Consider the following 24860-nt stretch of genomic DNA (forward strand, 5'->3'; position numbering starts at 1 on the left):
CGAAAACCAAACATTTGTTCTAATAAATCTCGACTATGTTCGAATTATCTGATAGAACATATATACGACCTTCGAACAGATATTCGAATCAAATGTTCGAAGGGCCTCACACATCACTCAAAAGGAGAGTTCACATGAGCGCATATTCGCTTTCGCCTCATGCGGCACCCAAACGATTGACTTCTACCCGCCGCTCCACCCCAATTCGTCCGCAACAAAAGGTTTCTTCTAAGCCTTCACCGCGCTGGAAACTTACGCGCCGAGGAAAGCTTCTCTTCAGGGGATTGCCGTTGATCACATTAGCTGCGCTTATAGTGCTGGGAGCCATCGCACTTATTAACCCTTCAGAAGCTCATGCAGGGAAAGAGGGAGCTTCCAGCGTGGTTACGGAGGAAATTACCGTCCAGGGTGGGCAAACTCTATGGGATATTGCGTTAGAAGTTGAAACTTCTGCTGATACTCGCGACGTCGTACAACAGATCATCGAAATTAATGATTTGAAGGGGAGTTCTATCGATGCGGGGCAACGGTTAGAAATTCCTCTATATGCTGAGAAATAAGAGCATCGATGGGTCAAGCTCGTTAGACTTTAGCTGTGACTGAAGCTATGGAAAATCTTGAAAATTTACCTCTCCGAGAAGACCTGCGAGGGCGTTCTCCCTATGGTGCTCCTATGTTGGACGTGCCGGTCACCCTGAATGTCAACGAGAATACGCACCCTATGCCGGTTGAGGTTGTAGAAGCTATTACTCGAGAAGTGGCTGAAACAGCGAAGACACTCAATCGTTATCCAAATCGAGAATTCACAACCTTGAGGAAGGAGCTGGCTTCCTATCTAGGGCACGGATTGACAGAAAATCAGCTGTGGGCTGCCAATGGTTCCAACGAAATTCTGCAGCAGCTTTTCCAGGTATTTGGTGGACCCGGTAGAAGCGTCATGAGTTTCGTTCCCACCTATTCTATGTATCCTCTACTTGCGGATGGCACCAATACCACTTTTATTGCTGGTTCCCGGGCGGATGATTTTACCTTGACTGCTGCATCTGCCGTAGAGCAGATTCGACATCATAAGCCCAACCTCGTGGTCTTATGTTCGCCTAACAATCCCACCGGGACCGGGTTAGACTTGTCGACTATCGAGGCAGTATATGAGGCTATGAGCGAGCATGATGGTATCACCATCGTGGACGAAGCCTACGCCGAATTTGCCCAAGATCCCTCTCAGACAGCCCTAACGCTGTTGGAAGACCGACCTCTTCTCGTCGTTTCTCGCACAATGAGTAAAGCCTTTGCCCTGGCAGGCGCAAGAATTGGGTACTTCGCAGCATCTTCGGCTATGTGCGATGCCGTTCGACTGGTTCGACTTCCATATCACCTCTCAGCAGTTACTCAAGCAACTGCACTCGCGGCACTGCGCCATCGTACCCAGCTGTTAGAAAATGTAGAAGATATCCGCTCTCAACGTGATCGAATCGTTCGTAAACTCAGGGAGTTCGGATTAGAACCAGCAGATTCCGATTCAAACTTCGTGTTTTTTGGCGGACTCAAAGATGAAAAAGCAGCCTGGCAGTATCTGCTCAAAGACGGTGTGCTAGTTCGGGATAACGGCATCGCCCACCATCTACGGGTGACCGCAGGCACCGAATCCGAGACTTCTGCCTTTCTGGAAAGCCTAGAAGCATACCTTCGTAACACCGGAGAACTCTCCTAGGTACAGAGATGAACAGCACTTCAGATGCTGGTGCGATAACCTAGTCCTATCCCTATACTCTCCAGAAAAAGAGAACAATGGCAGAATCAACGACCGGCTTGGGTCCACGCATTGCTTCACAAGAGCGGCACACCAGTGAATCGTCCGTCTCTGTTTCTATCAATCTTGATGGAACGGGAAAAGCTGACATAGACACCAGCGTGCCTTTTTACGACCATATGCTGACGGCTCTATCCAAGCACTCGCTCATCGATATGACCATTAAATGCACAGGTGATACCCATATCGATGTTCACCATACGGTGGAAGACACTGCCATCGTGCTCGGAGAAGTTCTGCGTGAAGCACTGGGAAATAAAGCCGGCATCCGCCGTTTTGGAATGGCTACTATTCCATTGGATGAAGCTCTTGCTCAGTGCGTTGTCGATATTTCTGGAAGACCTTATCTGGTGCATCAGGGTGAACCTGCAGGCTTTGAGTTTCATCTGATTGGCGGGCATTTCACCGGTTCTATGGTTCGCCATTGCTTAGAAGCAATCGCTTGCCATGCTGGTATTTGCCTGCACATGACCGTTCTGGGCGGGCGCGATCCGCACCACATCGCGGAGGCAGAGTTTAAAGCACTGGCACGTGCTCTGCGCGAAGCGATCGAATCGGATCCGCGTCATCACGATATTCCATCGACCAAGGGAGCACTCTAGATGGTAGCTACAGAAAGCATCTCCAAAGCCCCGCTGAATCGTCCTACCGTCGTTGTGCTTGATTATGGCGCAGGGAATGTTCATTCTGCAGTGCGAGCACTAGAGGAAGCTGGAGCGTATGTCATCCTGTCCAAAGACGAAGCGGACGTGCTCGGAGCAGATGGTCTGGTAGTTCCAGGCGTGGGGGCGTTTGACGCTGTGATGAAAGCACTTCAACAAGTGCAGGCGCCTCGTATGATTGGTCGCAGAATTGCCGGGGGTCGTCCCGTTTTAGGTATATGTGTAGGACTACAAATTTTTTTTGATAAAGGGGTAGAACACGGGATAGAAACTGCGGGAATGGGGGAGTGGCCTGGAACCGTCGAAAAACTGAAGGCGGACGTAATCCCCCATATGGGCTGGAATACCGTAGAGCCGGCCGAAGGCTCGACTCTCTTTCAGGGAATCGAAAATGAGCGCTTCTATTTTGTGCATTCTTATGGAGTGCAGAATTGGGAATTCGAACAGAATTCTGAGACCATGAACCCGCCTCAAGTCACCTGGGCAGAACACGGTACGCGATTTATCGCGGCTGTAGAAAACGGTCCGTTGTGCGCCACTCAATTTCATCCCGAAAAGTCTTCAGAAGCTGGTATTGCTCTGTTGCGAAACTGGATTTCAACTTTAAAAGTTACTGGCCGGTTATCGCAGGAGGATTCTAAGGCATGAGTACTTCACTTTCTGGACTGTTGCTCATGGCGTTTGGTGCATTCTTTATTGGCGGAGCTTGGTCTTTCCGTTCGCAAAAACTTCCCCTCATCGTGCAACTCATTATGGCGATTGTGGGTATCGCGCTGACAGTCTATGGTGGATTTATTCTTTTTACCTATAACTAATGAAAGTGGGAGCAAGACTATGAGTACCCAACGGCTTGAATTGCTGCCCGCAGTTGATGTGGCAGATGGGCAGGCTGTGCGGCTTGTTCAAGGTGAAGCAGGCTCTGAAACGGGTTATGGAGATCCTGTGGAAGCAGCTTTAGCTTGGCAGAATGCAGGCGCAGAGTGGCTTCATCTGGTGGACTTGGACGCTGCCTTTGGTAGAGGGAACAACATCGAGGTTCTCACCGAAGTAGCTCAAAAAGTTAATCTCAAGGTAGAGATGTCCGGTGGTATTCGGGATGACGAATCCTTGGAACGGGCACTCTCGCTCAATCCGGCTCGAGTAAATCTGGGTACAGCCGCCCTAGAAAATCCTGCCTGGACTTCGCGCGTCATTCGCCAGTATGGGGAAAAAATAGCTGTAGGCCTGGATGTCCGGGGAACTACTCTGGCAGCTCGCGGCTGGACAGAAGACGGCGGGGATCTCTGGGACGTCCTGAATCGTTTAGAAGCTGATGGTTGTGTCCGCTATGTGGTAACGGATGTGACCAAAGATGGCACCTTGAAGGGACCTAACTTAGAACTTCTGAAGCAGGTTGCAGAGCGTACCGATAAGCCCGTTGTCGCCTCGGGTGGAATCTCTAGCCTGGACGATATTCGAGCCCTTCGAAGCCTTGTTAGTTCGGGAGTTGAAGGTGCCATCATGGGCAAAGCACTCTATGCCGGTAAATTTACTCTGGAACAAGCGCTCGAAGTCGCCGGATAATTACCTCTGCTCACGCCGCACATATCGTTTTCTACTCAAAGGTCATTATGTCTTTTCCTCAAACTACGGGGTCCGCATCAGGCGATTCGCAGAAGCAACCGCGTGAACTTCCCGCCCACATTGTGGCTCAGTTAGCGAGTGCGGGTCGGTCGACCGATACTGCCGGTCAGCCCTGGGACGGGCGCAATCTGGGAGAGGGAACGAGTCATACGCATCAGTACCCTTCTGATACAGGACGCACAGAGTCTGCTGTTCAGCAGGCTTTCGTTGCTTTTGTTGCGGGAGATATTGTTGAAGAAAACGTGGTAGATGCTCTACGGGGAGCTCGTGTTTTTGTTCCAGTGGTGGCTGAAGTTTCGCATTCTGTGATTACTGATGAAGGCCTCATCTCCGATAAGGAAGCAGATATGGCTTTGATTAGTATTGAAGCTCCCGACGGGCGCAAGGCGCTACCCATCTTCACGAGCGTAGATGCGTTAACAGCCTGGCATGACAAAGCGCGACCGGTAGCTGCGGATATGCGTAAGACAGCGTTATCTGCAGTAGAGGATCAGAATCAGATGCTGGTCATCAACCCCGGTAGTGATATGACGTTTGTTGTTCGACGTCCGGCACTGTGGGCCATTGCTAAGGGGGAGTCGTGGGTTCCCTCCTATAAGAGTCTAAAAGTTTTGAAGCAGCTGAAGGATATTACCTCTGATTTAGTAGAGGTTACTGATGTTCGGATTACTGCCGGCCAGGGTGTGGCAAGTTTGTCCGCAGAAGGAAAGCAGCTTGCCGGTGGCGGCCCGGGGCCTGAACTCAACATCACTTTGGTGTTAGTACCCGGTCTGAACCAAGAACAACTCAACACAGCAATCCAGGTTTTTCAGCAACGACTGGCATCTCATAGGGAACTGTCCGAAGCAATAGATTCTGTGCAACTTTCGTTGACTGCCCAGTAACCTGCTTGAGCGAGAGTTCAGGGAAAGCGTCTCAAAATAAGACGCTTTCCCTGAACTATTTTGTGTGAGGCTCGGGTCTCTAGAAAACTGGACCGGTGAATTTCTCTCCGGGACCCTGCCCGGGCGCATCGGGTTCAAAGGAAGCTTCACGGAAAGCGAGCTGCAGGGTGCGGAGCCCATCACGCAGGGGACCAGCATGCTGTGAGCCAATTTCCGGTGCTGCCGCGGTGACGAACCCAGCCAATGCGGTAATGAGCTTACGTGCTTCATCTAGGTCTTTGAGTTCGGCTGCATTTTCTTCAGCTGCCAAACCACATTTAACGGCTGCCGCGCTCATGAGGTGCACGGCTGCAGTGGTGATGATTTCTACCGCAGGCACATCTGCGATATCTCGCATTTGCGCGTTGACGGCGTCAATCTGTCCCTGGGAAATCTCATGGTCAGGTGCTGGCTCGCCGGATTCATCGGCGAATCGGAAAGAATTGTTTTCAGTCATGTATTCAGAATCTCATACTCTAATTCGGAACGCGGTATCGGATCGGGCAAAAGCTTGAAATCTGACGAGAGTCTGAGACCAATCTTGGTCACAATCGTTGAAAATCCGGGCATATCCGAGTAAACTCTATATAAGTTTGCAAGCGGAGGTATCTCCCACCCGCATCAACCGCATTCATCCAGTGATCAGGTTGTCGGGTATTCCCACGGATTCCAGTGAATCCTGTTTGAGGTATGCCTTCGTTTGCGCGCGCATCGAAGGCATACTTTATGCCCCGATGAGCTAACGATTTTATTCACGGGGAAACCCACTGAGCTACAGGAGCTACTCATTAGCGATCCACGCATCAATGAACGTATTCGTGTGCCGGAAGTTCGACTTGTTGGACCCGGCGGCGAACAGGTTGGCATTGTCCGAGTTGAAGATGCTTTGCGACTAGCGCAGGAATCTGATTTGGATCTGGTTGAGGTTGCCCCCTCGGCTAAACCGCCGGTATGCAAGCTCATGGACTTCGGTAAGTACAAATACGAAGCCGCAGTTAAAGCACGTGAATCCCGTAAGAAGCAGGTTAACGCTTCTTTGAAGGAAATCCGTTTCCGTCTAAAGATTGATACCCATGACTACGAAACCAAGGTCGGACACGCGCGTCGTTTCTTGACCGGTGGTGACAAAGTCAAGGCTATGATCCAATTCCGTGGTCGTGAACAGCAGCGCCCCGAGATGGGTGTGCGTTTACTGGAACGCATGGCGGCTGACTTGGCAGAGGTTGGTACCGTAGAGTCCAGCCCTCGTGTTGATGGTCGCAATATGGTGATGGTTCTTGCTCCTCTCCGCGGCAAAGCGGAAGCTCGCAAGGAATCTCAGCCTAAGCAGCGTTCCGGTGGCCGCAAGGGTCGCGAACGCGTTGACACTCAGAATGCTACCGAGGTCTCGAACTCTGTTGCAGGTGCTATGCCTGAAGAGCTCAAGAACATGGCTAAGCAGGCTGACTCAGAGTAATTCTGGGCACGAAATAGGCGGTTCAATGGACACCAAACTCCTCGCTCCACTAGAGTGAGGCAGTTGGTTCTGGTTGCACGACCCATATGTTTCCATAGGGCGTGAATCCACCTCGCAATTGCGAATCCAATTCGCTCACAGAGTTCTTCTCATTGAAAGATGAGAAGCAGAACGTAAGGAGAACGGCAGCTATGCCGAAGCAGAAGACCCACTCTGGTGCTAAAAAGCGCTTCAAGCTCACCGGTACTGGCAAGGTAAAGCGCCAGCAGGCGAACCGTCGTCACTACCTAGAGCACAAGTCCTCACGTCTTACCCGCCGTCTGGCATCTGACCAGATTGTTGAGGGTGGTCAGGCTAAGGTCATCAAGAAGATGCTGGGCAAGTAAGCTCACCCTTTTCTAGGACTGTGCCCTATAGACGGGCTTGAAAAAACTTTTTAGAACTCGCTCCTCGCCGATAATTTTGAGATCGGCCAGGACATTAAGACGAAGGAGACACACGTGGCACGTGTGAAGCGCGCGGTCAACGCGCACAAGAAGCGTCGAGTAATCCTCGAACGAGCATCCGGCTACCGTGGACAGCGTTCACGCTTGTACCGTAAGGCTAAAGAGCAGGTCATTCACTCGCTCGTATACAGCTACGATCACCGCCGCAAGAAGAAGGGCGATTTCCGCCGTCTTTGGATTCAGCGCATCAACGCAGCTGCACGCGCAGAAGGTCTGACCTACAACCGTTTCATCCAGGGCCTGAAGGCTGCTGAGGTTGAGGTTGATCGCCGTATGCTGGCTGAACTTGCTGTGAGCGAGCCTGCTGCATTCTCAGCTCTCGTTAAGATTGCTAAGGACAACTTGCCTGCTGATACTTCAGCTCCCAAGGCTGCATAATTTCAGCCGAGCTGGATATTTGAGGCTGTTTGCCTGATATATCTTTTGAAAGTGCCGCTTTCCCATCTGGGAGAGCGGCACTTTTTTGCTTGCCGCTAGCGAAACCTCTGTGTTTAAATCTGAAAGTGATTCCTCGCAACGTCAAGCAACGATATATTTTCACACCACCGATTGCGGCAAGATTAAATATCGCGGCTTCAACTATCAGATGGAGCCAGATGCATTAGAACAAACGCTGAATTCGAGATACCGCGGGCAGAAAATCATTTTTAGCGTGCCTGCAATTGATCTGCTCCCGCAGGACTTATCACCTGCCCATCGATTTGCGGTGGGAGAGCTAGATTATCGTACCTGGAGTATGCAAGAACACTAAGCCAACCGCGATAAACATAACTCCGGTACAGTGGAGATTGTGGAATTTAGAGAACGCTTATGCACCCCCGTCATTATGGAAAATCCTCACGCTGATCGTGTGAAGGATATTGCCAACCTCGCCAGCCGTCGAGGCCGCGCCAAGAAGAACCAGTTCTTGGTGGAAGGCCCGCAAGCTGTTCGTGAAGCTCTGAAGTTTCACCTGGACGAGCGTCCGATTCTTGACGCCGTCTACATCACCGAGGCTGCATTCGATCGCCACGAAGATATTGTAGATTTGCTGGAGGTCGCTCACGGTACTCCTACCCCCGAACAGGGTCGAAAAGTGTTCATGCGTATGGTCACCGAAGAGGTTTTGGACTCCATGGCGGAGTCTGTGACTCCTCAAGGAATTATTGCTGTTTCATTTAAACTGGATATTACTGAGGCCGATATTTTCGGCGCAGACGCTATTAACCCGCGCCTTATCGCTGTTCTGACTCGTGTTCAGGATCCGGGAAATGCCGGTACTATTTTGCGCGTAGCAGATGCTGCCGGCGCCGATTTAGTACTGACAACTAAGGGCTCGGTTGACTTGTACAATCCGAAGACCGTCCGCTCTACGGTCGGCTCGATTTTCCATGTGCCGATCTTGCAGGGAATCGATCTCGAAGAATTTGCAGAAGACGCAAAAGCACAGGGAATCGGCGTACTTGCTGCCGACGGCTACGGAAATGTTAGCTTGGACGATTTAGCCGATGCCGCTGTGGCACAACGGCTAGGAATTGAGCTAGAACGCAAGCCCAAATTCGATTTAGCGCAGCGTACTATGTGGCTCTTTGGCAATGAAGCCCAGGGGCTGACTCGCGAAGAGAAGGCAGTCGCTCAGGCAAAGGTTGCGGTACCTGTTCACGGTTCTGCTGAGTCTTTGAACGTGAGTACGGCAGCGGCTATTTGCCTCTATGCTTCAGCACGGGCAATCAACAGCGGATCGGCTCATGAGTGATTACCCCACCGAATCGAGTGATTTTGCGGTCCAGGTTGTAGGAGCTGCCATCGTTGATTCTTTGGATGGACCCCGGCAAATTTTAGTTGCCCGCCGAAGTGCGCCCGAGGCGTTAGCCGGGCTATGGGAATTCCCCGGTGGAAAGGTTGAGCCGGAGGAGACCTGTGAACAGGCTTTGCAACGAGAGTTATCCGAGGAATTAGGGATTGAATCTATCCTGGGGCAGGAGATATCCGGTCCGCTTATGCAAGGATGGCAGCTCAACGACCGGGCAGCGATGCGCGTGTGGACATCAGAAATTTCTGCTGGGAATCCGCAACCTTTACAGGACCACAGTGAGTTACGTTGGGTAAATCTCGACGAAACGCTGCTGGAATTGGACTGGATTCCTGCAGATTTTCCAATAGTTCAAGCGCTTTTAGAGACTCTCTAAGAAGAAGCGAGATGGAATATTTTCCATCTCGCTTCTTTTAATTTCGGCTGTAGCTAGGATTCCTTTGGACTGAGGATGAAGTCTGCTGCTCGCTCGGCAATCATGATGCTCGGAGCGTTGGTGTTGCCGGTGGGCACCGTGGGCATCACCGAAGCATCCGCAACATATAGACCGCTGACTTTATAAACTTCTAGGGTACGGGGATTGGTAACGGACTGAGCCGACTGGCCCATAGCGCAGGTTCCTACCTGGTGATGATAGGTCACTACTGAATTTCGAGCGTATTCTTCAAGCTCCTCGTCTGTAGTTACCTGAGGACCCGGCCAAATTTCTTCAGCGCCCCATTCCTCAGCAAGAGCAGCCTGGCGTCCAATAGTGCGGCAATGCTTGAGGGAAGCAACAAGAGCATCCGCATCGGTTTGTTCTTTGAGTGCCGCCAAGTCTAAGGAAACAGGGTCTGAAATATCAGCGCCTGTGAGGGTGAGCTCGCCTCGACTTTGCGGCCGAACAATACCTGCCATCAGAGTAAATGCCTGGTCAGGACCGGTCATGTCACCTGGATACCCTTGTGAATACATGGGGTTGCTGAAGAAGATGGGCTGGGTGTCAGGTACGAGCTGATCAGCAGTGCTCTTTGCAAACAGATGAGTTTGGGCGGGTGCGGCCTCAGGCACACTGATTTCTTGTGTGGTGGTAAAAATAACCGGGGCCAGCATGTGATCGTGCAGGTTCTTTCCTACGCCGGGCACATCGGCAATTACCTCAATTCCCAGTTCTGCTAATTCATCTGCGGGTCCGATGCCGGAGCGCAAGAGTATTTCTGGAGACCCTAGAGCTCCCGCGCAGAGAATCGTGGCATCGGCAAAAATATCTTGAACAGTGCCGTCCTGCTTCAAAAATTGTGCACCCGTTACCTGAGTACCTTCGAAGAGAAGGCGGGTAACTCGGTGCCCGGTGAGAATCGTGAGATTCTTATGATTCTTGACCGGCAGGATGTAGGCGCGGAACGTACTGAATCGATGTAAATCTCGAATATTTAGTTGCATACGGGAGATACCTTCTGGATTTCCGCTGTTGTAATCTTTATTCAGCGGGAATCCTGCCTCAACCGCCGCCTGCACCATCGATTCTTGTAAATCGTGCCTTGGGTAGGTGGAGCAGACATCGAGCAGACCTTCATCGGAACGGGTCTCGTTGAGTTCTCCGTCAAATTTTTCAATCTTCTTGAAATATGGGAGTACTTCATCCCAGCTCCACCCGGGGCAACCGTTGTAACTCCAGTTGTCGTAGTCTTCTCGTGCTCCGCGCACCCAAATACATGCATTCAACGCATGCGAACCGCCCATGACTTTGCCTCGCGGCACGTGAAGACGGCGTCCGTTAGCCCCGGGCTGCGGAACAGTGTAATAGTCCCAGTCGTCTTCACTGTGCCATAGCAACCCCAGGGTGTTCAGATGATCGATATTGGGATTGACATCGTAATTCCCTGCCTCAACGAGAGTGACGTCGTGCCCGGCGTCCAATAGCCTACGTGCCAGTACGTTACCTGCCGAGCCTGCACCAATAACTAGATATTTCATGACTTCTCCTTAATGCACAGAGAGCCAATCAAGCATCTTTGCTCAATTGACTCTCTGAGTTATTTATTTAGCCGTTGATAATGTGGGGGACACCCAGTTGCTTCAAGCCTTCGAGCCCGAATTCAACGCCGAATCCGGATTGTTTAATACCACCGAAAGGCACTCGCGGATCGATTGCTCCGTGATTGTTAATCCAGGTTGAACCTGCTTCCAATCGAGCTGCTACTTCGCGAGCGCGTTGCCGGTCAGAAGACCACACGGAGCTTCCCAAACCTACTTCAAGTTTGTTCGCTTCTTCGATCGCCCAGTCGAGGTCGCTGTATCGAATAATTGGTAGAACAGGACCAAATTGCTCTTCGACCACCAGCGGATGGTCGGGGTCAATATCTGCAATCAGGGTGGTGGGGTAAAAGTTACCCGGTGCATCGTAGTCCGGGTTGGCTCCCATCAAAACACGTGCTCCTGAGTCGCATGCTGACTTGACGAGGTCGTCCACAATCTTGAACTGCATTTGGTTCTGCAAGGGGCCCAGTACGTTGTTTTCACCAAGACCATCGCCCATCGGCATTTTCTGTGCGACGTCGGTAAGGGCCTGGCAGACCTCTTCGTAGAGAGCATCTGGTACGTACAGGCGTTTGAGCGCTGCACAGGTCTGACCATTATTCAAGAACGCGCCCCAGAAGAGAGTTTCAGCGTGCTCTTTTACATCAAAATCATCGAGGATGATACCGGCGTCGTTGCCGCCGAGTTCCAGCGTGACCCGCTTAACCGTGCCGGAAGCTGCAGCCATGATTTTCTTGCCGGTAGCAGTGGAGCCGGTGAACATAATTTTTCGAATATCGGGGTGCTTGGTGATGGCTACGGTGGCCTCATCATCAGTGAGCAGAGTCTGAAGGATATGTTCTGGGAGCACCGAATTCATGACATAGGTTAGCGCCAGAACACTGAGCGGTGTGTAAGGCGATGGCTTCACAACGATAGTGTTACCCATGCGAAGAGAAGGTGCAATCTGCCACATAGTAATCATCATGGGCCAGTTCCACGGCCCGATTGCACCGACGACGCCGAGGGGGCGGTATTCCATGGTGGCGTATGTTTGCCCGTCGTCCACAAGTACTTCTGGGGCTAGTTCTAGGGCTGCAGTGGTGCGAAGCCAGGCTACACAGGCACCCACTTCAAAGCGGGCGTTGGGCCCGTTGAGCGGTTTGCCCTGTTCGCGGGAGAGGAGCTGGGCGAGGGGCTCTGCTACTGCTTCGATGGCGTCTGCGGCTTTGTTGAGGTAATCCTGACGATCGGAATGCGAGACTTTCGCCCACTCTTTCTGTGCCGTCTTCGCGCGCTCTACGGTGGAGTTGAGCTCATCTAGGTTTTTGACGCTCACGTATCCTACGGTTTCGTCGGTGGATGGATTGCTAATGGGTGTTCCTGCTGAATCGTTTGCGCCGATTGCTTCGAGGAGGTCCTCAAAGGTGGTGGGAAGTGCTGACATGTTTTCTCCTTGAATCTATTACTTAGACTGATTGTCGTGGAGAAACCCAGTGTTGATGTTGTCTGAACGTGCAGAGCGTTTGGTTTCAAGTGTGTGCTGAATCACTCATGAGGTGATAAGAAGTGTAAGATATTCGAATGAACATTCGGTCAGGAAAGGAGAGCATGTGAACCTCGAAGAATGGCGGGCGTCAGTTTCAAAATCTTTTGCCCCCCTCCATATATTTGCTGACCGTCCTGATGAATTTCAGGCGAAAATAACTGAAGTCCAGCTCGATAATGTTCATCTCTACGATATGGAAACCAGCGCCCATCAGGTCTTGCGAGATTCTTCGCTCATTGACGACACCCAAGAACCTTTCTGCAAAATGTCCCTTCAGTTACGCGGTGAGTGCCAACTTATTCAGGACGGGCGAAGTTGTACATTAGTGCCCGGTGACTTGGGAATTTATGTGACCCAACGACCCTATGAGCTAATCTATCCTTCCGAGCAGGCAAGTCTCGTCATTATCTTCCCTTTACGGATGATGCAAATGAGCCCGGACCATATCAACCTCATAACAGCAACACCGGTGAGCAGGAACAGCGGGCTGGGGCGGGTCGCTGTACCCCTTTTTGAACAGCTCGCGCAAAATATGCAGATGCTGTCGGGTCCTCACGCCCTCGCGTTAGTGAAATCCGCCCTCGATATCCTCGTCACCGTCCTCTCCGCAGAATCAAGGGAAACGGCAGGAGACACCGGCGGCACGATCATTTTTCACCGCGCCGTCTCATATATAGATGCCCACCTGGACGACGAAAATCTCAACCCCACCACAGTAGCCCAGGCACTCTTTATTTCCCTGAGGCAGTTGCATACTCGTTTCTCGGAGAGGCAGCTGACGGTTTCCTCTTATATTCGCCGGCGCCGTCTGAATGCAATCCGGGAAGATCTCAGCAACCCTCTGCTCGGTCACGAACCAATTCACACCATTAGCGCGCGGTATGGCCTCCATGATTCTGCGTATGTGAGCAAGGCGTTTAAGCAGGAATTCGGGGAAAGTCCCGCCGCATTTCGTAAACGAATCCTCGACGGGCAATAAAGTGGAATAGCAAAAGACGGCTGGTTCCTTTCGAAACCAACCGCCTTTACCTTTTACGAAAATGGATTTACTTGACGGGCGCTAATGCTCCCTCAAAGTAAGCGCAAATCCCCTCGAAATCATTGAGCGGTAGAACGGCAGCAACATATTGATCGGGGCGAACAATCACGACGGCGCCGTCCTTGCTAATGCCGCGAACGTCAAAAATATTATTTTCAGGAATAACCGAGTAAATTTTCTCCCAGTAATCCAGACCCAGCTCGCCTACCGGAGGGCGGAAAATTTCTGGTACTTCTGGACAAGTGAAAGTGGTGTACTCGCTCTGATAGATAACGTTAGGTTCTATCAGGGTTGAAATATCATCGCCTTCTTTGCGGAACTGCACGAAGGGGGAGCGGGGATCATGAAGTAGCTTCTCTGCAAGAGTATCTACCGTGGACTTTTCCTGCACCGGTGCATCATCAGCAAAGACATAGAGCCGATAACGACCGTCGGCTTTATGTTCATGTCCCAGATGGCGGACATAGGCATCTAGCCGGCGCATGACTTCCGCGGACCGGAATCGCTTACCGATAGGGAAGCCGGTAGCAAGATTTTGATGCTCAGCGGTCGAGGTAATCATCGACGGTTGATATTCGGTCATAAAGCCTGCGGGGAATTCCGCCGTCTTGACGTAAAAATTTTCCAGATACGCTGGATCGGGTAACTGATCGGCAGGAGTTGCCATCAGAGTGGACCACTCTTTATCGAAATCAATCAGGTTCTTAGCGATTTCCTGGCGCTCGCCCGAATAGGTATCGAGAAGAGAAGATGGAGCTCGCCCCGAAAGAACCTGACCCAACTTCCAAGCGATATTCCAGCCGTCTTGCATCGAAACGTTCATTCCCTGACCAGCTTTGGCAGAGTGGGTATGGCAGGCATCTCCTGTAATAAAGACACGCGGGCACACCGCCCCGCGGTCGTCCGGGTTGACGTCATCAAAGTGGTCAGTGAGGCGGTGCCCCACCTCGTACACCGAATGCCAGGCAACCTGCTTGACGTCCAAAGAGTAGGGGGTGAGAATCGCGTTGGCCCGATCGATAATCTGTTCGATGGTGGTTTCTCGGACGCGGTGGTTATCGTCTTCGGGTACTTCGCCGAGGTCGATATACATGCGTACCAGATGCCCGCCTTCACGAGGAATATGGAGAATCGATCCGTGCTTGGAGCTGATGGCACATTTGGTGTGCATATCGGGAAAGTCTGTATTTGCTAGAACGTCCATGACGCCCCAGGCGTGGTTAGCAGACATGCCGGTGAGCGTTCGTCCGATTGATTTACGGACGCCGCTGCGGGCGCCGTCGCAACCCACTACATATTTAGCGCAAACGGTGCGTTCTTCGCCTGCTCGTTCACCGGCGACGTACCGAAGATGCACTGAGACGGGGTATTCGTTGGTGCCATCTTTGTCAATGTCTAAGGAGAGGAACTCAATTCCATAGTCGGGGGTGATACGCCCCGGAGAGCGTTCGGCAAACTCTCTAAAGTAATCCAATACTCGTGCCTGGTTCACGATGAGGTGGGGGAACTCAGATATATTGTTGGGATCATCGGGGGTTCGGGCGGTCCGAATAATGTTCTGGGGGTTTTGCGGATCCGGTTTCCAGAAGCACATTTCGGTGAGATGGTATGCCTCACGGATGAGTTCTTCGGCAAATTCAAAGGCCTGGAAAGTTTCTACGGAGCGTGCCTGAATGCCGTCTGCCTGGCCCAGGGGTAGGCGTCCGTCCCGTCGCTCAATCAGGCGGGTATTGACGTCAGGAAACTGAGAAAGCTGTGCTGCTGCAATCATGCCCGCAGGGCCAGAGCCCACAATCAGAACATCCATTTCATCAGGGAGTTCTTCGGAGCGGTTCTCTCCATATCCTGCAGGAAATTCGACGCGCGGGTCTATTGAAACGTATCCGTTGTGGTGAAAATGCACGGTTACTCCTTTGTTTAGTGGATCGTCTTTGAGCGGTGGCGACGGTGACATCGCTCAGTTAGAAGGGGCTGGTGAATCGGTTAGTGGTTGAGGATCGGATTGGAATGGTTCTTCTGGTGAAAGATGAAAGGTGATTGAGCCTGCACCTGCTCGTGCGCAAGACCAAAGGGAATACCCGAGCGATCTCTGAGAAGAAGAATTGAGATGAGACTGATTGCATCAGTACTATTTTGCGGCCGAACTTATCGCCAAAATGGCCAGCGAGAAACGCGCCTAGGGGGCGAAAAAGAAAACTCAAACCCACGGTGGCGAAAGCAAGAAGTGTAGCAGCCTGTGGACCAAGGGGTTCGAGAAAGAGGGTTTTGAAAACTAGGCCGGCAACAGAGGCATAGAGAAAGTAGTCGTACCATTCGATGCTGGTGTCAATGACAGTTCTCGCCACGACACGGCGTTGTTCTGTGCGCTGAGCTACAGTCCGTAAAGCGGCTGTGGTGGTTGTCGGATCATGGTATGCGGCCACGATACCTCCTTGTGTGTGGGGCTGAAGCGCACTCATGATTTGTGACGTACACTACTTGCTAACCTTGATTGGATAATATACGATTTCAAATAAGATTCCAAGAGATTTCATGATAAGGCTCACAAAATGGTCGAGATTAATCAGCAAAAATTTCAACAAGAAACCGGCAAAATCATTGCGGTGCACGTGGCATATGAATCCCGTGCCCAACAGCGCGGTCGGCGTCCTCAACAACCTTCCTACTTTTTCAAACCAACGAGCTCACTTTCGTTTTCCGGGTCTTCTGTAGAGCGCCCCGAAGGAACGGAACTGCTCGCCTTTGAAGGGGAAATCGCTCTTATCATCGGTAAGTCAGCTCACCGGGTTTCGCTGGAAGACGCCTGGAATCACGTAGGGTTTGTCACCGCTGCGAACGATTTAGGTATCTATGACTATCGCGCCGCGGATAAAGGATCGAATGTCCGCTCCAAAGGTCGCGATGGGTACACCCCGATTGGCCCTGAACTAATAGAGGCATCAGCAGTCCGCCCCGATGAACTGCGGATTCGCACCTGGGTTAACGGTGAACTTCGCCAAGAAGACACCACTGAAGACGAGCACATGATTTTTCCACTTCCCCAGTTCGTCGCTGACCTCTCTCAACATATGACTCTGGAACCCGGCGACATTATCCTCACCGGCACACCTGCCAAATCTTCGGTGATTGCCCCTGGCGATACCGTAGAAATTGAAGTCGATGCCCCTGCAGCCAACGGCAACCTCACCAGCGGCAAGCTAAAAACACAGGTGGTCGCAGGAGCAGGCAACTTTGATTCCGCGATCGGAACCTTACCCTCTACTCATGAAACTCAGATTGAAGAAGCCTGGGGCTCTCGTGAAGAAGCAGGATTACTCCCTAAACCATCCCTTACCGCAGAGACCCGCGCACTTTTGGAAACAATCCCCACCGCCGGACTCTCTGCCCAGTTGCGCCAGCGCGGTCTGAACAACGTCGTCATTGAAGGGGTCTACCCTCAGACACCCGGCACCAAAATGGTAGGTACAGCTAAAACCCTGCGTTTTGTGCCCAACCGCGAAGACCTCTTCAAGAAGCACGGCGGGGGATTTAACGCCCAAAAACAATGCTTCGATGCGGTCAAAGACGGTGAAGTCATTGTGATTGAAGCGCGTGGGGAATCCGGTTCGGGAACGCTCGGAGATATCCTCGCCCTGCGTGCCAAAAACAACGGAGCCGCAGGTGTTGTTACCGACGGCGGGGTTCGAGACTACTCAGCAGTTCAAGAGATTGGACTACCCATTTTTACCCAGGGTGCGCACCCTGCGGTTCTGGGGCGTAAGCACGTACCGTGGGAGTCTGATGTAGCTGTGGCATGCGGCAACGCGACCGTGCTCCCTGGCGACGTCATCGTAGGTGACGACGACGGTGTCATCGTCATTCCCCTCGAACTGGTCGATGAAGTCGCACACGACGCCCAAGCCAAAGAACACCAAGATTCCTGGGTAGCTGAGCGCGTAGCCGAAGGCCACCCCGTCGATGGACTCTTTCCCCCTGTAGGAGAATGGAAAGAAAAATATCAGCAGTGGCTCAAAGAAAATCCCGTCCACTAGCTGAAGACAAAGCCGAAAGATTTTCTCCCCTATGACGAGCACGCCACCCCTGACGACCACAAGTACCGAGCTTTCCAAAGCACAACTGGCATATCTGTGGATTAAAGAACGAATTACCAGCGGAGAGTTCACCCCTGGCTACAGACTGGTTCTTTCCACTATTGCCACAAACCTCGATATGTCCGTTGTGCCGGTACGAGAAGCCGTACGCCGTTTAGAAGCTGAAGGGATCGTAAATTTTGAGCGCAACGTCGGAGCCAGCGTTGCGATGGTTGATGAATCAGAATACCGAGTGATTATGGAAACCCTCGGCGTGCTGGAAGGAGCGGCAACCGCGTTGTCCTTCGCCTACCTTACCGACCGGGATCTCGCAGTAGCACGATCCATCAATCGGGAAATGGAGCAATCACTGGCAAATTTTGACCCCAAAACCTTCACCCAGAAAAATCAAGAATTTCACCAAATTCTCTACTCCAAATGCCCCAACCACCGACTCAGCGAGCTTGCAGATTCTGAGTGGGAACGGTTGAACAATATTAGAACTTCATCGTTTTCATTTGTGCCAAACAGGGCTAGAGAATCAGTTGCAGAGCACTATCAATTACTCGATCTCATTGAGACTAGTTCTACGGGGCGAGGCATTGAAGAAGCTGTGCGAGCACACCGCACCGCTACCTTAGAAACGTACCTTACTAACCACTGGAAGACCCACCGAACCCTCTAGATTCAGAACAAACGAAGGAGTTTGACGATGACCACCGAAACCATCACTGATCGCAAAGCTGCACAGCCCGCTGACTTGCCAGAGAAGATTCAGCACTATATCAACGGGCAATTTGTCGATTCAATCGACGGTGATACCTTCGATGTACTCGACCCAGTCACCAATAAGCCCTATATCAAAGCAGCCTCCGGCAAAAAAGAAGACATCGAAGCAGCTGTTAAAGCAGCTAAAGAAGCCTTCAAAAACGGCCCCTGGCCCACGATGCTACCTCGCGAACGCGCTCGCATTCTGACCAAAATCGCAGACATCGTGGAGTCCCGTGAGCAAGTTCTTGCCGAAATGGAATCCTATGATTCTGGTTTGCCTATTACACAGGCGAAGGGCCAGGCGCGACGCGCCGCAGAGAATTTCCGCTTCTTTGCAGATTTGATTGTGGCTCAGTCAGACGACACCTTCAAGGTGCCGGGGCGGCAGATTAACTATGTCAACCGTAAGCCTATTGGCGTTGCGGGTTTGATTACCCCCTGGAATACGCCGTTCATGTTGGAATCCTGGAAACTGGCCCCTGCGTTGGCTACCGGCAACACCGTGGTGCTCAAGCCTGCTGAATTCACACCGCTTTCGGCATCACTGTGGGCAGGCATTTTTGAAGAAGCAGGCTTGCCCCAAGGCGTGTTCAACCTGGTGAACGGGTTTGGCGAGACCGCAGGCGATTCGCTGGTGAAGCATCCTGACGTTCCTCTGATTTCCTTCACCGGTGAGTCCAAGACCGGCCAGATTATCTTTGGAAATTCAGCACCCTTCCTCAAGGGTCTTTCCATGGAGCTCGGCGGCAAGTCACCGGCTGTAGTCTTTGACGACGCCGACCTGGAAACCGCCGTCAACGCCACCATCTTTGGTGTGTTCTCTTTGAACGGCGAGCGTTGCACCGCTGGTTCACGCATTATCGTCCAGCGTGGAATTTACGATGAATTCGTTGAGCGCTATGCGGCTCAGGCTAAACGAGTTAAGGTAGGTCTTCCCTCGGATCCGAAAACCGAAGTCGGGGCGCTGGTGCACCCCGAGCACTTCGAAAAAGTGATGAGTTATGTCGAACTCGGCAAGGAAGAAGGCCGACTGGTTGCCGGTGGCGGACGCCCCGAAGAGTTCCCCGAGGGCAACTTTGTGCAGCCCACTGTATTTGCCGACGTCGCTCCCGACGCTCGTATCTTCCAGGAAGAAATATTTGGTCCTGTAGTAGCCATTACTCCTTTCGATACCGAAGAAGAAGCACTCGAACTTGCCAATAACACCAAATACGGATTGGCAGCATACATCTGGACTTCTAATCTGCAGCGTGCCCACAACTTCTCCCAGGCAGTAGAAGCGGGCATGGTATGGCTGAACTCCAACAACGTTCGTGATTTGCGCACCCCCTTTGGCGGAGTGAAGGCATCCGGGCTCGGGCACGAAGGTGGCTACCGCTCCATCGATTTCTATACCGACCAGCAAGCCGTCCACATCAACCTGGGTGAAGTTCACAACCCTGTTTTCGGCAAAGCCGACTAAACCACCGAAGGCGCTTATGCCAAATACACCGTTCTGGTTGAGGTCAAAGAAGCCCCGAGCCAGAACACTAGATAAGAAAGTAAGATCATGGCACCAGAATTTGTCAGCTACGACGTCGTTACCCCAGATGCAGATGCACCCGATGTGCTGCGTTGTGCATCCATGGAATTAGTCGTCACCGACTTGAAACGCTCACGAGATTTTTACGTAGATGTGCTCGGCCTCGTCGTCACCGAAGAAGACGACGATGCAATCTACCTGCGCTCGCTCGAAGAATTTATCCACCACAACCTGATTCTTCGTAAAGGCGATACACCTGCGGTAGCAGCCTTCTCCTACCGCGTTCGCACTCCTGAAGACCTCGATAAAGCAGAGAAATTTTACGCTGCGCGCGGCTGCGAAGTACGCCGCAACAAAGAGGGATTTGTTAAAGGACTGGGCGATTCAGTACGAGTCCAAGATCCGCTAGGGTTCCCCTACGAATTCTTCTACGACGTCGAACACGTGAAGCGTCTGTGCTGGGACTACCATGTTTACACCCCCGGCGCTTTGGTCCGACTGGACCACTTCAACCAGGTCACCCCTGATGTTCCCAAGGCAGTTGCCTACATGGAAGACCTCGGATTCCGCGTGACTGAAGATATTCAGGATGCAGAGGGTACCTCCTACGCCGCATGGATGCGCCGTAAGCCCACTGTTCACGACACCGCAATGACCGGCGGCGATGGTCCCCGCATGCACCACGTAGCATTCGCAACCCACGAAAAGCACAACATCATCGCAATCTGCGACAAACTAGGTGCTCTTCGCCTCTCCGACCACATTGAACGCGGCCCCGGGCGTCACGGCGTCTCCAACGCCTACTACCTCTATCTGCGCGACCCAGACGGTCACCGCGTAGAAATCTACACTCAGGATTACTACACCGGTGACCCTGACAACCCCCGCGTGACCTGGGATGTCCACGACAACCAACGTCGCGACTGGTGGGGTACGCCCGTCGTACCTTCCTGGTACACCGATGCCTCCCGTGTACTCGACCTCGACGGCAACCTCATGCCCTTGACCGAACGCACCGACGACTCCGAAATGGCACAAACCATCGGAGCAGATGGCTTCTCCTACACCCGTAAGGAGGAGGGCGAAGAGTCAATGCCCGAGTGGAAGCAGGGCGAGTACAAACTGGGGCACCAGCTCTAACAGGGCTGTTATACCTATAAACCTACTGGATAGAGGTGTGCGGGGAAATGCTCCCTCCCTCACGCTGGCCCCTCGGTCAGACAGAGCCCCCGCGCATCTCTACCCATCCGGTACATCAGAGTATTAGCCCTGTGGTTTGCTCTGCAGCCTCCGTTTCATCCGTTGTCCATTCCAAGGAAGAACATGCTCACCGAAGAACAACTCACCACGATTGCAGATAATCTGGCAGAGGCTGAGAAGTCTCGGACCATGATTCCCCGCCTCACCGCTCAATACCCAGAGATGACAGTAGAAGATTCCTATGCGGTACAAAACACCTGGCGAGCACGGGGCGAGGCCGCAGGACGCCGACTGGCGGGGCGAAAAATTGGGCTCACCTCCAAGGTGATGCAGGAAGCCACCGGCATTACTGAACCTGATTATGGTGCAATTTTTGCCGATCAAATATTTGAGAACGGATCAGTGATTGAACACGCCCAATTCTCGAACGTACGCATCGAGGTGGAGCTAGCGTTCGTCCTCAAAGATGATGTGAAGGGGCCAAACACCACCATTTTTGATGTGCTCAAAGCTACTGACTATGTGGTTCCCGCGCTAGAAATTTTGAGCTCACGGATCGAGATGGAAGGCCGCACCATCGTCGATACCATCAGCGATAATGCCGCACTCGGTGGCATGATTTATGGCGGAACTCCCATAGCTCCTGATGCGGTAGATTTGCGATGGATTTCGGCACTCTTGTATCGCAACGAAACGATTGAAGATACTGGGGTTGCGGCTGCGGTGCTGAACCACCCTGCGATGGGCGTGGTGTGGCTGGCTAACAAACTTGCTCAGCACGGTGATTCGTTGAAAGCGGGAGAAATAATATTGGCTGGGTCTTTCACCAAGCCAATGTGGGTTTACCCCGGAGACACAGTGCATGCTGACTATGGTGATTTGGGGTCAATTTCATGTCGCTTCGAGTAAAAAAGATGCTGGCGGATGAGGCAAACCTCTCCGCCCCCGGTTTGCCTCCCAGCTTCAAAGATCTCTTCAGCCCTACTGCCCAGCAAAATTCTGACGCACCGGTCACTGGACTTTTTGTCTGCTCTGGTGATGCAGGAGTCGCAGAGATTTGTGCCGGAGCGGGTTTTGACTACCTTCTGATTGATGGTGAGCATGCGCCGCTGTCGTTGCAAAACATCCAGAATCAACTCCGTACTGTAGCTGCTTACCCAACGCTGGCTCTGGTGCGCGTGCCCTCCAATCATGAAGTCACCATTAAGCAGTATCTAGATTTGGGTGCTCAATCCTTGCTTGTACCTATGGTCGATACTGCCGACGACGCGCGGGCAGCGGCCGCTGCGGTGGAATACCCCGGCTCCGGCGTCCGAGGAGTGGGGTCGGCGCTTGCCCGTTCGGCCAGGTGGAACCGTGTGCCTCAGTATCTAGCGAATGCCCGCGCATCGATCTCTTTGGTGGTTCAAATCGAATCTGCTGAGGGAGTCAAAAACGTCGATGAGATTTTGGCGGTGGAGGGTGTTGATGCGCTTTTCATTGGTCCTTCAGACCTAGCAGCATCGATGGGGTATTTAGGGCAGCAGAATCATGAAGAAGTTGTTTCTGCTGTTTTGGAGGTCATCAAGAAAGCGAATGAGCGCGGCAAAATCGTGGGTGTGAATGCCTTTGATCAGGAGCAGGCGCAAGAGTATCTCCTCGCGGGAGCGGACTTTATTAACATTGGTGCGGATGTGGCACTTTTAGCGCGAGCAACCGAGAATTTAGCGCAGTTATGGCGCCGCGATCAAGGCGGTAAGCAGATTACCTCCAGTTACTAGAATTAGCGCATGAAAATATACCTAAATATTTGGAGATAAAGATGTGAGGGTCGTATCATTAGGTATGCCTAAGTAAAAGCTCAGGTAATCCTAGAGAAAGCACCTCATCGTGTTTCAAAATTTCCTCATCGGTCTGCGAGAAGGACTGGAAGCAGCCCTCATCGTAGGAATTTTGATTGCTTACGTTCGCAAAACAAACCGCGCATTTTTGCTACCTAAAATTTGGATGGGTGTTTCGCTGGCGATTCTGATATCGCTAGGATTTGGAGCTTTCCTGACTTTCGGACCCAACGGTCTCACTTTCGAAGCACAGGAAGCAATTGGCGGTGCGCTGTCTATCATCGCCGTGGGGTTTGTGACGTGGATGATTTTCTGGATGGCAGAGAACTCACGCAATCTCTCCAAACAACTGGGACAGCGTATCGATGCGGTGGAAACTAGCACCTGGGGAGTCATTCTTCTGGCGGCTCTTTCAGTAGGTCGAGAAGGACTCGAAACGGCGCTGTTTCTCTGGGCAGCATCGCAATCAGCAGGTTCGGGCTCATTGGCGCTCGTCGGTGCCCTTCTTGGTATCCTCCTCGCGGTACTTCTTGCCTGGCTTTTGATGCGCGGTGTCCTTAAACTGAACCTCTCAAAATTTTTCAAGTGGACAGGCGCGTTTCTTATTTTTGTAGCAGCAGGGGTTCTTGCCTACGGTGTGCATGATCTTCAAGAAGCCGGTATTCTGCCCGGACTGCACCACCTTGCTTTCGATGTATCGGATACTATTCCGCCAACGTCGGTCGCAGGCACACTCCTCAAGGGAATTTTCAATTTTTCTCCGGCAACCACCTGGCTGGAAGCCATCGTCTGGGTACTTTATGTAGCTATTGTGCTGACCTTCTTTGTCCGCTCCTACCGTGCTCCCAAAGTCTCACCTAAGACTGCCGTTGCGAGCGTCGCTTCTTAATTTTTCTTTCTCACATCTCTATCACCCCATTGAATTTCAAGGAAAAACCGTGAAAAAACCTCTACTTATTTCAGGTGTGTCTGTCTCCCTGCTAGCAATGGCGCTGACCGGGTGCACTCCGAATAATAAGGGTGCCAGCGATTCAGACGGCACCGTATCTGTTACTTCCACCGCCTCCGAATGCAAGCTCTCTACCACCGAGGTAAAGGCAGGAAAGACTACCTTCTCCGTGAAGAACGACGGTAACGAAGTAACCGAATTCTACGTTCTGGCAGAAGATGGATTGCGTATTCTCTCCGAAGTAGAGAATATTGGCCCGAGTATTAGCCGTGATCTCACGGTGGAACTTGCCGAAGGTAAGTACAAGACTTCCTGTAAGCCGGGCATGGTGGGCGACGGCATCGTGGGAGATCTAACGGTTACATCGAACCCCGATGCCACCGCTGTTTCTGCTGATGAGCAGGCTCTGCGCGATACCGCCATTTCCCAGTACACCTCCTATGTCAAGGACCAGGTAGAGCAGCTCAAGACCGCTACTGGTGACTTCGCCGAAGCATATCAGTCTGGTGACTTCGAGAAGGCGCGTGTACTCTACCCCCAGGCGCGATTGCATTTCGAACGTATAGAACCTGTTGCTGAGTCATTTGGCGATCTTGATCCCAAGCTAGACGCCCGCGAAGCCGACGTTGAAGAAGGCCAGGAATGGACCGGATGGCACAAGATAGAAAAAGATCTCTGGCAGCCTAAACCTGCTGAAAACGATGGCAAAACCTACACTGCCCTCACCGATGCTGAACGCGCTAGAGTTGCCGAACAACTGGTCACCGACACCAATTCCCTCTACGAGAAGACCCGCGATGTCGATTTGACGGTGGATCAGATTGCTAACGGCGCCAAGGGTCTCCTTGATGAAGTTACCGCATCTAAAGTCACCGGTGAAGAAGAAATCTGGTCGCATACAGATCTTTCGGACTTTCAAGGAAACGTTGACGGCGCTCGGGTAGCTTTCGAAGATCTTCGCCCTATCGTGGAGAAAAAAGACTCTGAATTAGCGTCCAACATCGACGAAAAATTCAAAGACGTGCAAACTCTCCTCGACCAGCATCGGGAGGGCGAAGGATTCGTGTCTTACACCGAGCTTAGTGAAGACCAAGTGCGTGAACTATCCGACTCTATTGATGCCCTCAGCGAGCCTTTGAGTAAGCTCACCGGCGTCGTTGTCTCCTAGAA

The 24860-nt window shown here is 52.1% G+C and carries 26 protein-coding genes and 1 pseudogene; 22 read left to right on the forward strand and 5 right to left on the reverse strand.

Translation table 11 applies throughout. The features are described 5' to 3' along the window. Positions 1 to 134 precede the first annotated feature (134 nt). From A7E48_RS00545 to A7E48_RS00570, 7 genes are all read left to right on the forward strand, one after another. On the forward strand, positions 135 to 560 hold the full coding sequence (locus A7E48_RS00545) for a LysM peptidoglycan-binding domain-containing protein (RefSeq protein WP_158004376.1): 426 nt from the start codon (positions 135 to 137) through the stop codon (positions 558 to 560). A 35-nt stretch (positions 561 to 595) separates the two neighbouring features. Then, positions 596 to 1711, forward strand: coding sequence for a histidinol-phosphate transaminase (locus tag A7E48_RS00550; protein ID WP_068168029.1), 1116 nt, complete (start codon positions 596 to 598; stop codon positions 1709 to 1711). A 77-nt stretch (positions 1712 to 1788) separates the two neighbouring features. Further along, positions 1789 to 2412 carry an imidazoleglycerol-phosphate dehydratase HisB gene (gene hisB / locus A7E48_RS00555; protein ID WP_068168034.1) on the forward strand — a complete coding sequence of 208 codons (624 nt, stop codon included), beginning with the start codon at positions 1789 to 1791 and terminating at the stop codon, positions 2410 to 2412. Next, positions 2413 to 3120 (forward strand): imidazole glycerol phosphate synthase subunit HisH, encoded by a 708-nt coding sequence (gene hisH / locus A7E48_RS00560; protein ID WP_068168038.1) that lies wholly within the window; start codon positions 2413 to 2415, stop codon positions 3118 to 3120. Continuing rightward, on the forward strand, positions 3117 to 3287 hold the full coding sequence (locus A7E48_RS11190) for a hypothetical protein (RefSeq protein ID WP_186303174.1): 171 nt from the start codon (positions 3117 to 3119) through the stop codon (positions 3285 to 3287). The genes hisH and A7E48_RS11190 overlap by 4 nt, the downstream gene beginning before the upstream one ends. 19 nt (positions 3288 to 3306) lie before the next feature. Continuing rightward, entirely contained in the window at positions 3307 to 4035 is a 729-nt protein-coding gene (gene priA, locus A7E48_RS00565; RefSeq protein ID WP_068168041.1) for a bifunctional 1-(5-phosphoribosyl)-5-((5-phosphoribosylamino)methylideneamino)imidazole-4-carboxamide isomerase/phosphoribosylanthranilate isomerase PriA, read from the forward strand. A gap of 47 nt (positions 4036 to 4082) precedes the next feature. Beyond that, positions 4083 to 4979: an SseB family protein gene (locus tag A7E48_RS00570; RefSeq protein ID WP_068168044.1), complete on the forward strand. Its 897-nt coding sequence runs from the start codon at positions 4083 to 4085 to the stop codon at positions 4977 to 4979. Between the two features lie 79 nt (positions 4980 to 5058). Here A7E48_RS00570 and A7E48_RS00575 read toward each other — a convergent pair whose 3' ends face one another. After that, entirely contained in the window at positions 5059 to 5475 is a 417-nt protein-coding gene (locus tag A7E48_RS00575) for a DUF1844 domain-containing protein (protein WP_068168047.1), read from the reverse strand. A gap of 243 nt (positions 5476 to 5718) precedes the next feature. Here A7E48_RS00575 and infC point away from each other — a divergent pair, with 243 nt between their 5' ends. The 6 genes from infC to A7E48_RS00605 all read left to right on the forward strand — a co-directional run bounded on the left by infC (position 5719) and on the right by A7E48_RS00605 (position 9148). Further along, complete coding sequence (gene infC / locus A7E48_RS00580; protein ID WP_369796742.1) at positions 5719 to 6474, forward strand: translation initiation factor IF-3; 756 nt, start codon at positions 5719 to 5721, stop codon at positions 6472 to 6474. Positions 6475 to 6665: 191 nt separating this feature from the next. Continuing rightward, positions 6666 to 6860 (forward strand): 50S ribosomal protein L35, encoded by a 195-nt coding sequence (gene rpmI / locus A7E48_RS00585; protein WP_068168056.1) that lies wholly within the window; start codon positions 6666 to 6668, stop codon positions 6858 to 6860. A 114-nt stretch (positions 6861 to 6974) separates the two neighbouring features. Beyond that, positions 6975 to 7358: a 50S ribosomal protein L20 gene (gene rplT, locus A7E48_RS00590; RefSeq protein ID WP_068168058.1), complete on the forward strand. Its 384-nt coding sequence runs from the start codon at positions 6975 to 6977 to the stop codon at positions 7356 to 7358. A gap of 109 nt (positions 7359 to 7467) precedes the next feature. Then, a complete protein-coding gene (locus A7E48_RS00595; RefSeq protein ID WP_141669314.1) occupies positions 7468 to 7731 on the forward strand; it encodes a hypothetical protein in 264 nt (87 codons plus the stop codon). 75 nt (positions 7732 to 7806) lie between these two features. Then, positions 7807 to 8715, forward strand: coding sequence for an RNA methyltransferase (locus A7E48_RS00600; RefSeq protein ID WP_083147082.1), 909 nt, complete (start codon positions 7807 to 7809; stop codon positions 8713 to 8715). Further along, positions 8708 to 9148 (forward strand): (deoxy)nucleoside triphosphate pyrophosphohydrolase, encoded by a 441-nt coding sequence (locus A7E48_RS00605; protein WP_068168068.1) that lies wholly within the window; start codon positions 8708 to 8710, stop codon positions 9146 to 9148. The genes A7E48_RS00600 and A7E48_RS00605 overlap by 8 nt, the downstream gene beginning before the upstream one ends. Positions 9149 to 9201: 53 nt before the next feature. Here the strand turns inward: A7E48_RS00605 and A7E48_RS00610 are convergent, their stop codons facing one another. Together A7E48_RS00610 and A7E48_RS00615 are read right to left on the reverse strand one after the other, a co-directional pair. Then, positions 9202 to 10728 carry a GMC family oxidoreductase gene (locus A7E48_RS00610; protein WP_068168070.1) on the reverse strand — a complete coding sequence of 509 codons (1527 nt, stop codon included), beginning with the start codon at positions 10726 to 10728 and terminating at the stop codon, positions 9202 to 9204. Positions 10729 to 10795: 67 nt separating this feature from the next. Continuing rightward, positions 10796 to 12217, reverse strand: coding sequence for an aldehyde dehydrogenase family protein (locus tag A7E48_RS00615; protein WP_068168072.1), 1422 nt, complete (start codon positions 12215 to 12217; stop codon positions 10796 to 10798). Positions 12218 to 12383: 166 nt separating this feature from the next. Here A7E48_RS00615 and A7E48_RS00620 point away from each other — a divergent pair, with 166 nt between their 5' ends. Continuing rightward, on the forward strand, positions 12384 to 13298 hold the full coding sequence (locus A7E48_RS00620; protein WP_068168074.1) for a helix-turn-helix domain-containing protein: 915 nt from the start codon (positions 12384 to 12386) through the stop codon (positions 13296 to 13298). 67 nt (positions 13299 to 13365) lie between these two features. On the opposite strand, the gene A7E48_RS00625 is transcribed toward A7E48_RS00620, so the two are convergent. Both A7E48_RS00625 and A7E48_RS11195 read right to left on the reverse strand, forming a co-directional pair. After that, entirely contained in the window at positions 13366 to 15261 is a 1896-nt protein-coding gene (locus A7E48_RS00625) for an FAD-binding monooxygenase (protein ID WP_068168078.1), read from the reverse strand. Between the two features lie 217 nt (positions 15262 to 15478). Next, positions 15479 to 15817: pseudogene (locus A7E48_RS11195) on the reverse strand (hypothetical protein); the annotation flags it as partial. A 90-nt stretch (positions 15818 to 15907) separates the two neighbouring features. Here A7E48_RS11195 and A7E48_RS00635 point away from each other — a divergent pair. The 8 genes from A7E48_RS00635 (at position 15908) to efeO (ending at position 24858) form a co-directional block, all read left to right on the forward strand. Beyond that, entirely contained in the window at positions 15908 to 17389 is a 1482-nt protein-coding gene (locus tag A7E48_RS00635; RefSeq protein WP_068168083.1) for a fumarylacetoacetate hydrolase family protein, read from the forward strand. Positions 17390 to 17420: 31 nt separating this feature from the next. Then, entirely contained in the window at positions 17421 to 18113 is a 693-nt protein-coding gene (locus A7E48_RS00640) for a GntR family transcriptional regulator (RefSeq protein ID WP_068168085.1), read from the forward strand. Between the two features lie 27 nt (positions 18114 to 18140). Further along, positions 18141 to 19661 carry a 5-carboxymethyl-2-hydroxymuconate semialdehyde dehydrogenase gene (gene hpaE / locus A7E48_RS00645; RefSeq protein ID WP_068168088.1) on the forward strand — a complete coding sequence of 507 codons (1521 nt, stop codon included), beginning with the start codon at positions 18141 to 18143 and terminating at the stop codon, positions 19659 to 19661. An 87-nt stretch (positions 19662 to 19748) separates the two neighbouring features. Continuing rightward, positions 19749 to 20861 carry a 3,4-dihydroxyphenylacetate 2,3-dioxygenase gene (hpaD, locus tag A7E48_RS00650; RefSeq protein WP_068168089.1) on the forward strand — a complete coding sequence of 371 codons (1113 nt, stop codon included), beginning with the start codon at positions 19749 to 19751 and terminating at the stop codon, positions 20859 to 20861. 183 nt (positions 20862 to 21044) lie between these two features. Then, positions 21045 to 21830 (forward strand): 2-oxo-hept-4-ene-1,7-dioate hydratase, encoded by a 786-nt coding sequence (hpaH, locus tag A7E48_RS00655; protein WP_068168092.1) that lies wholly within the window; start codon positions 21045 to 21047, stop codon positions 21828 to 21830. A gap of 5 nt (positions 21831 to 21835) precedes the next feature. Then, a complete protein-coding gene (locus A7E48_RS00660; RefSeq protein ID WP_068168095.1) occupies positions 21836 to 22681 on the forward strand; it encodes an HpcH/HpaI aldolase/citrate lyase family protein in 846 nt (281 codons plus the stop codon). 109 nt (positions 22682 to 22790) lie between these two features. Next, positions 22791 to 23630, forward strand: a complete 840-nt coding sequence (gene efeU / locus A7E48_RS00665) for an iron uptake transporter permease EfeU (protein ID WP_068168096.1) — start codon at positions 22791 to 22793, stop codon at positions 23628 to 23630. A gap of 49 nt (positions 23631 to 23679) precedes the next feature. Further along, positions 23680 to 24858 (forward strand): iron uptake system protein EfeO, encoded by a 1179-nt coding sequence (gene efeO / locus A7E48_RS00670; protein WP_068168099.1) that lies wholly within the window; start codon positions 23680 to 23682, stop codon positions 24856 to 24858. The last annotated feature ends 2 nt before the right edge of the window (positions 24859 to 24860 follow it).

The sequence above is a fragment of the Rothia sp. ND6WE1A genome (genome assembly GCF_001683935.1).
GTDB classification, from domain to species: domain Bacteria; phylum Actinomycetota; class Actinomycetes; order Actinomycetales; family Micrococcaceae; genus Rothia; species Rothia amarae.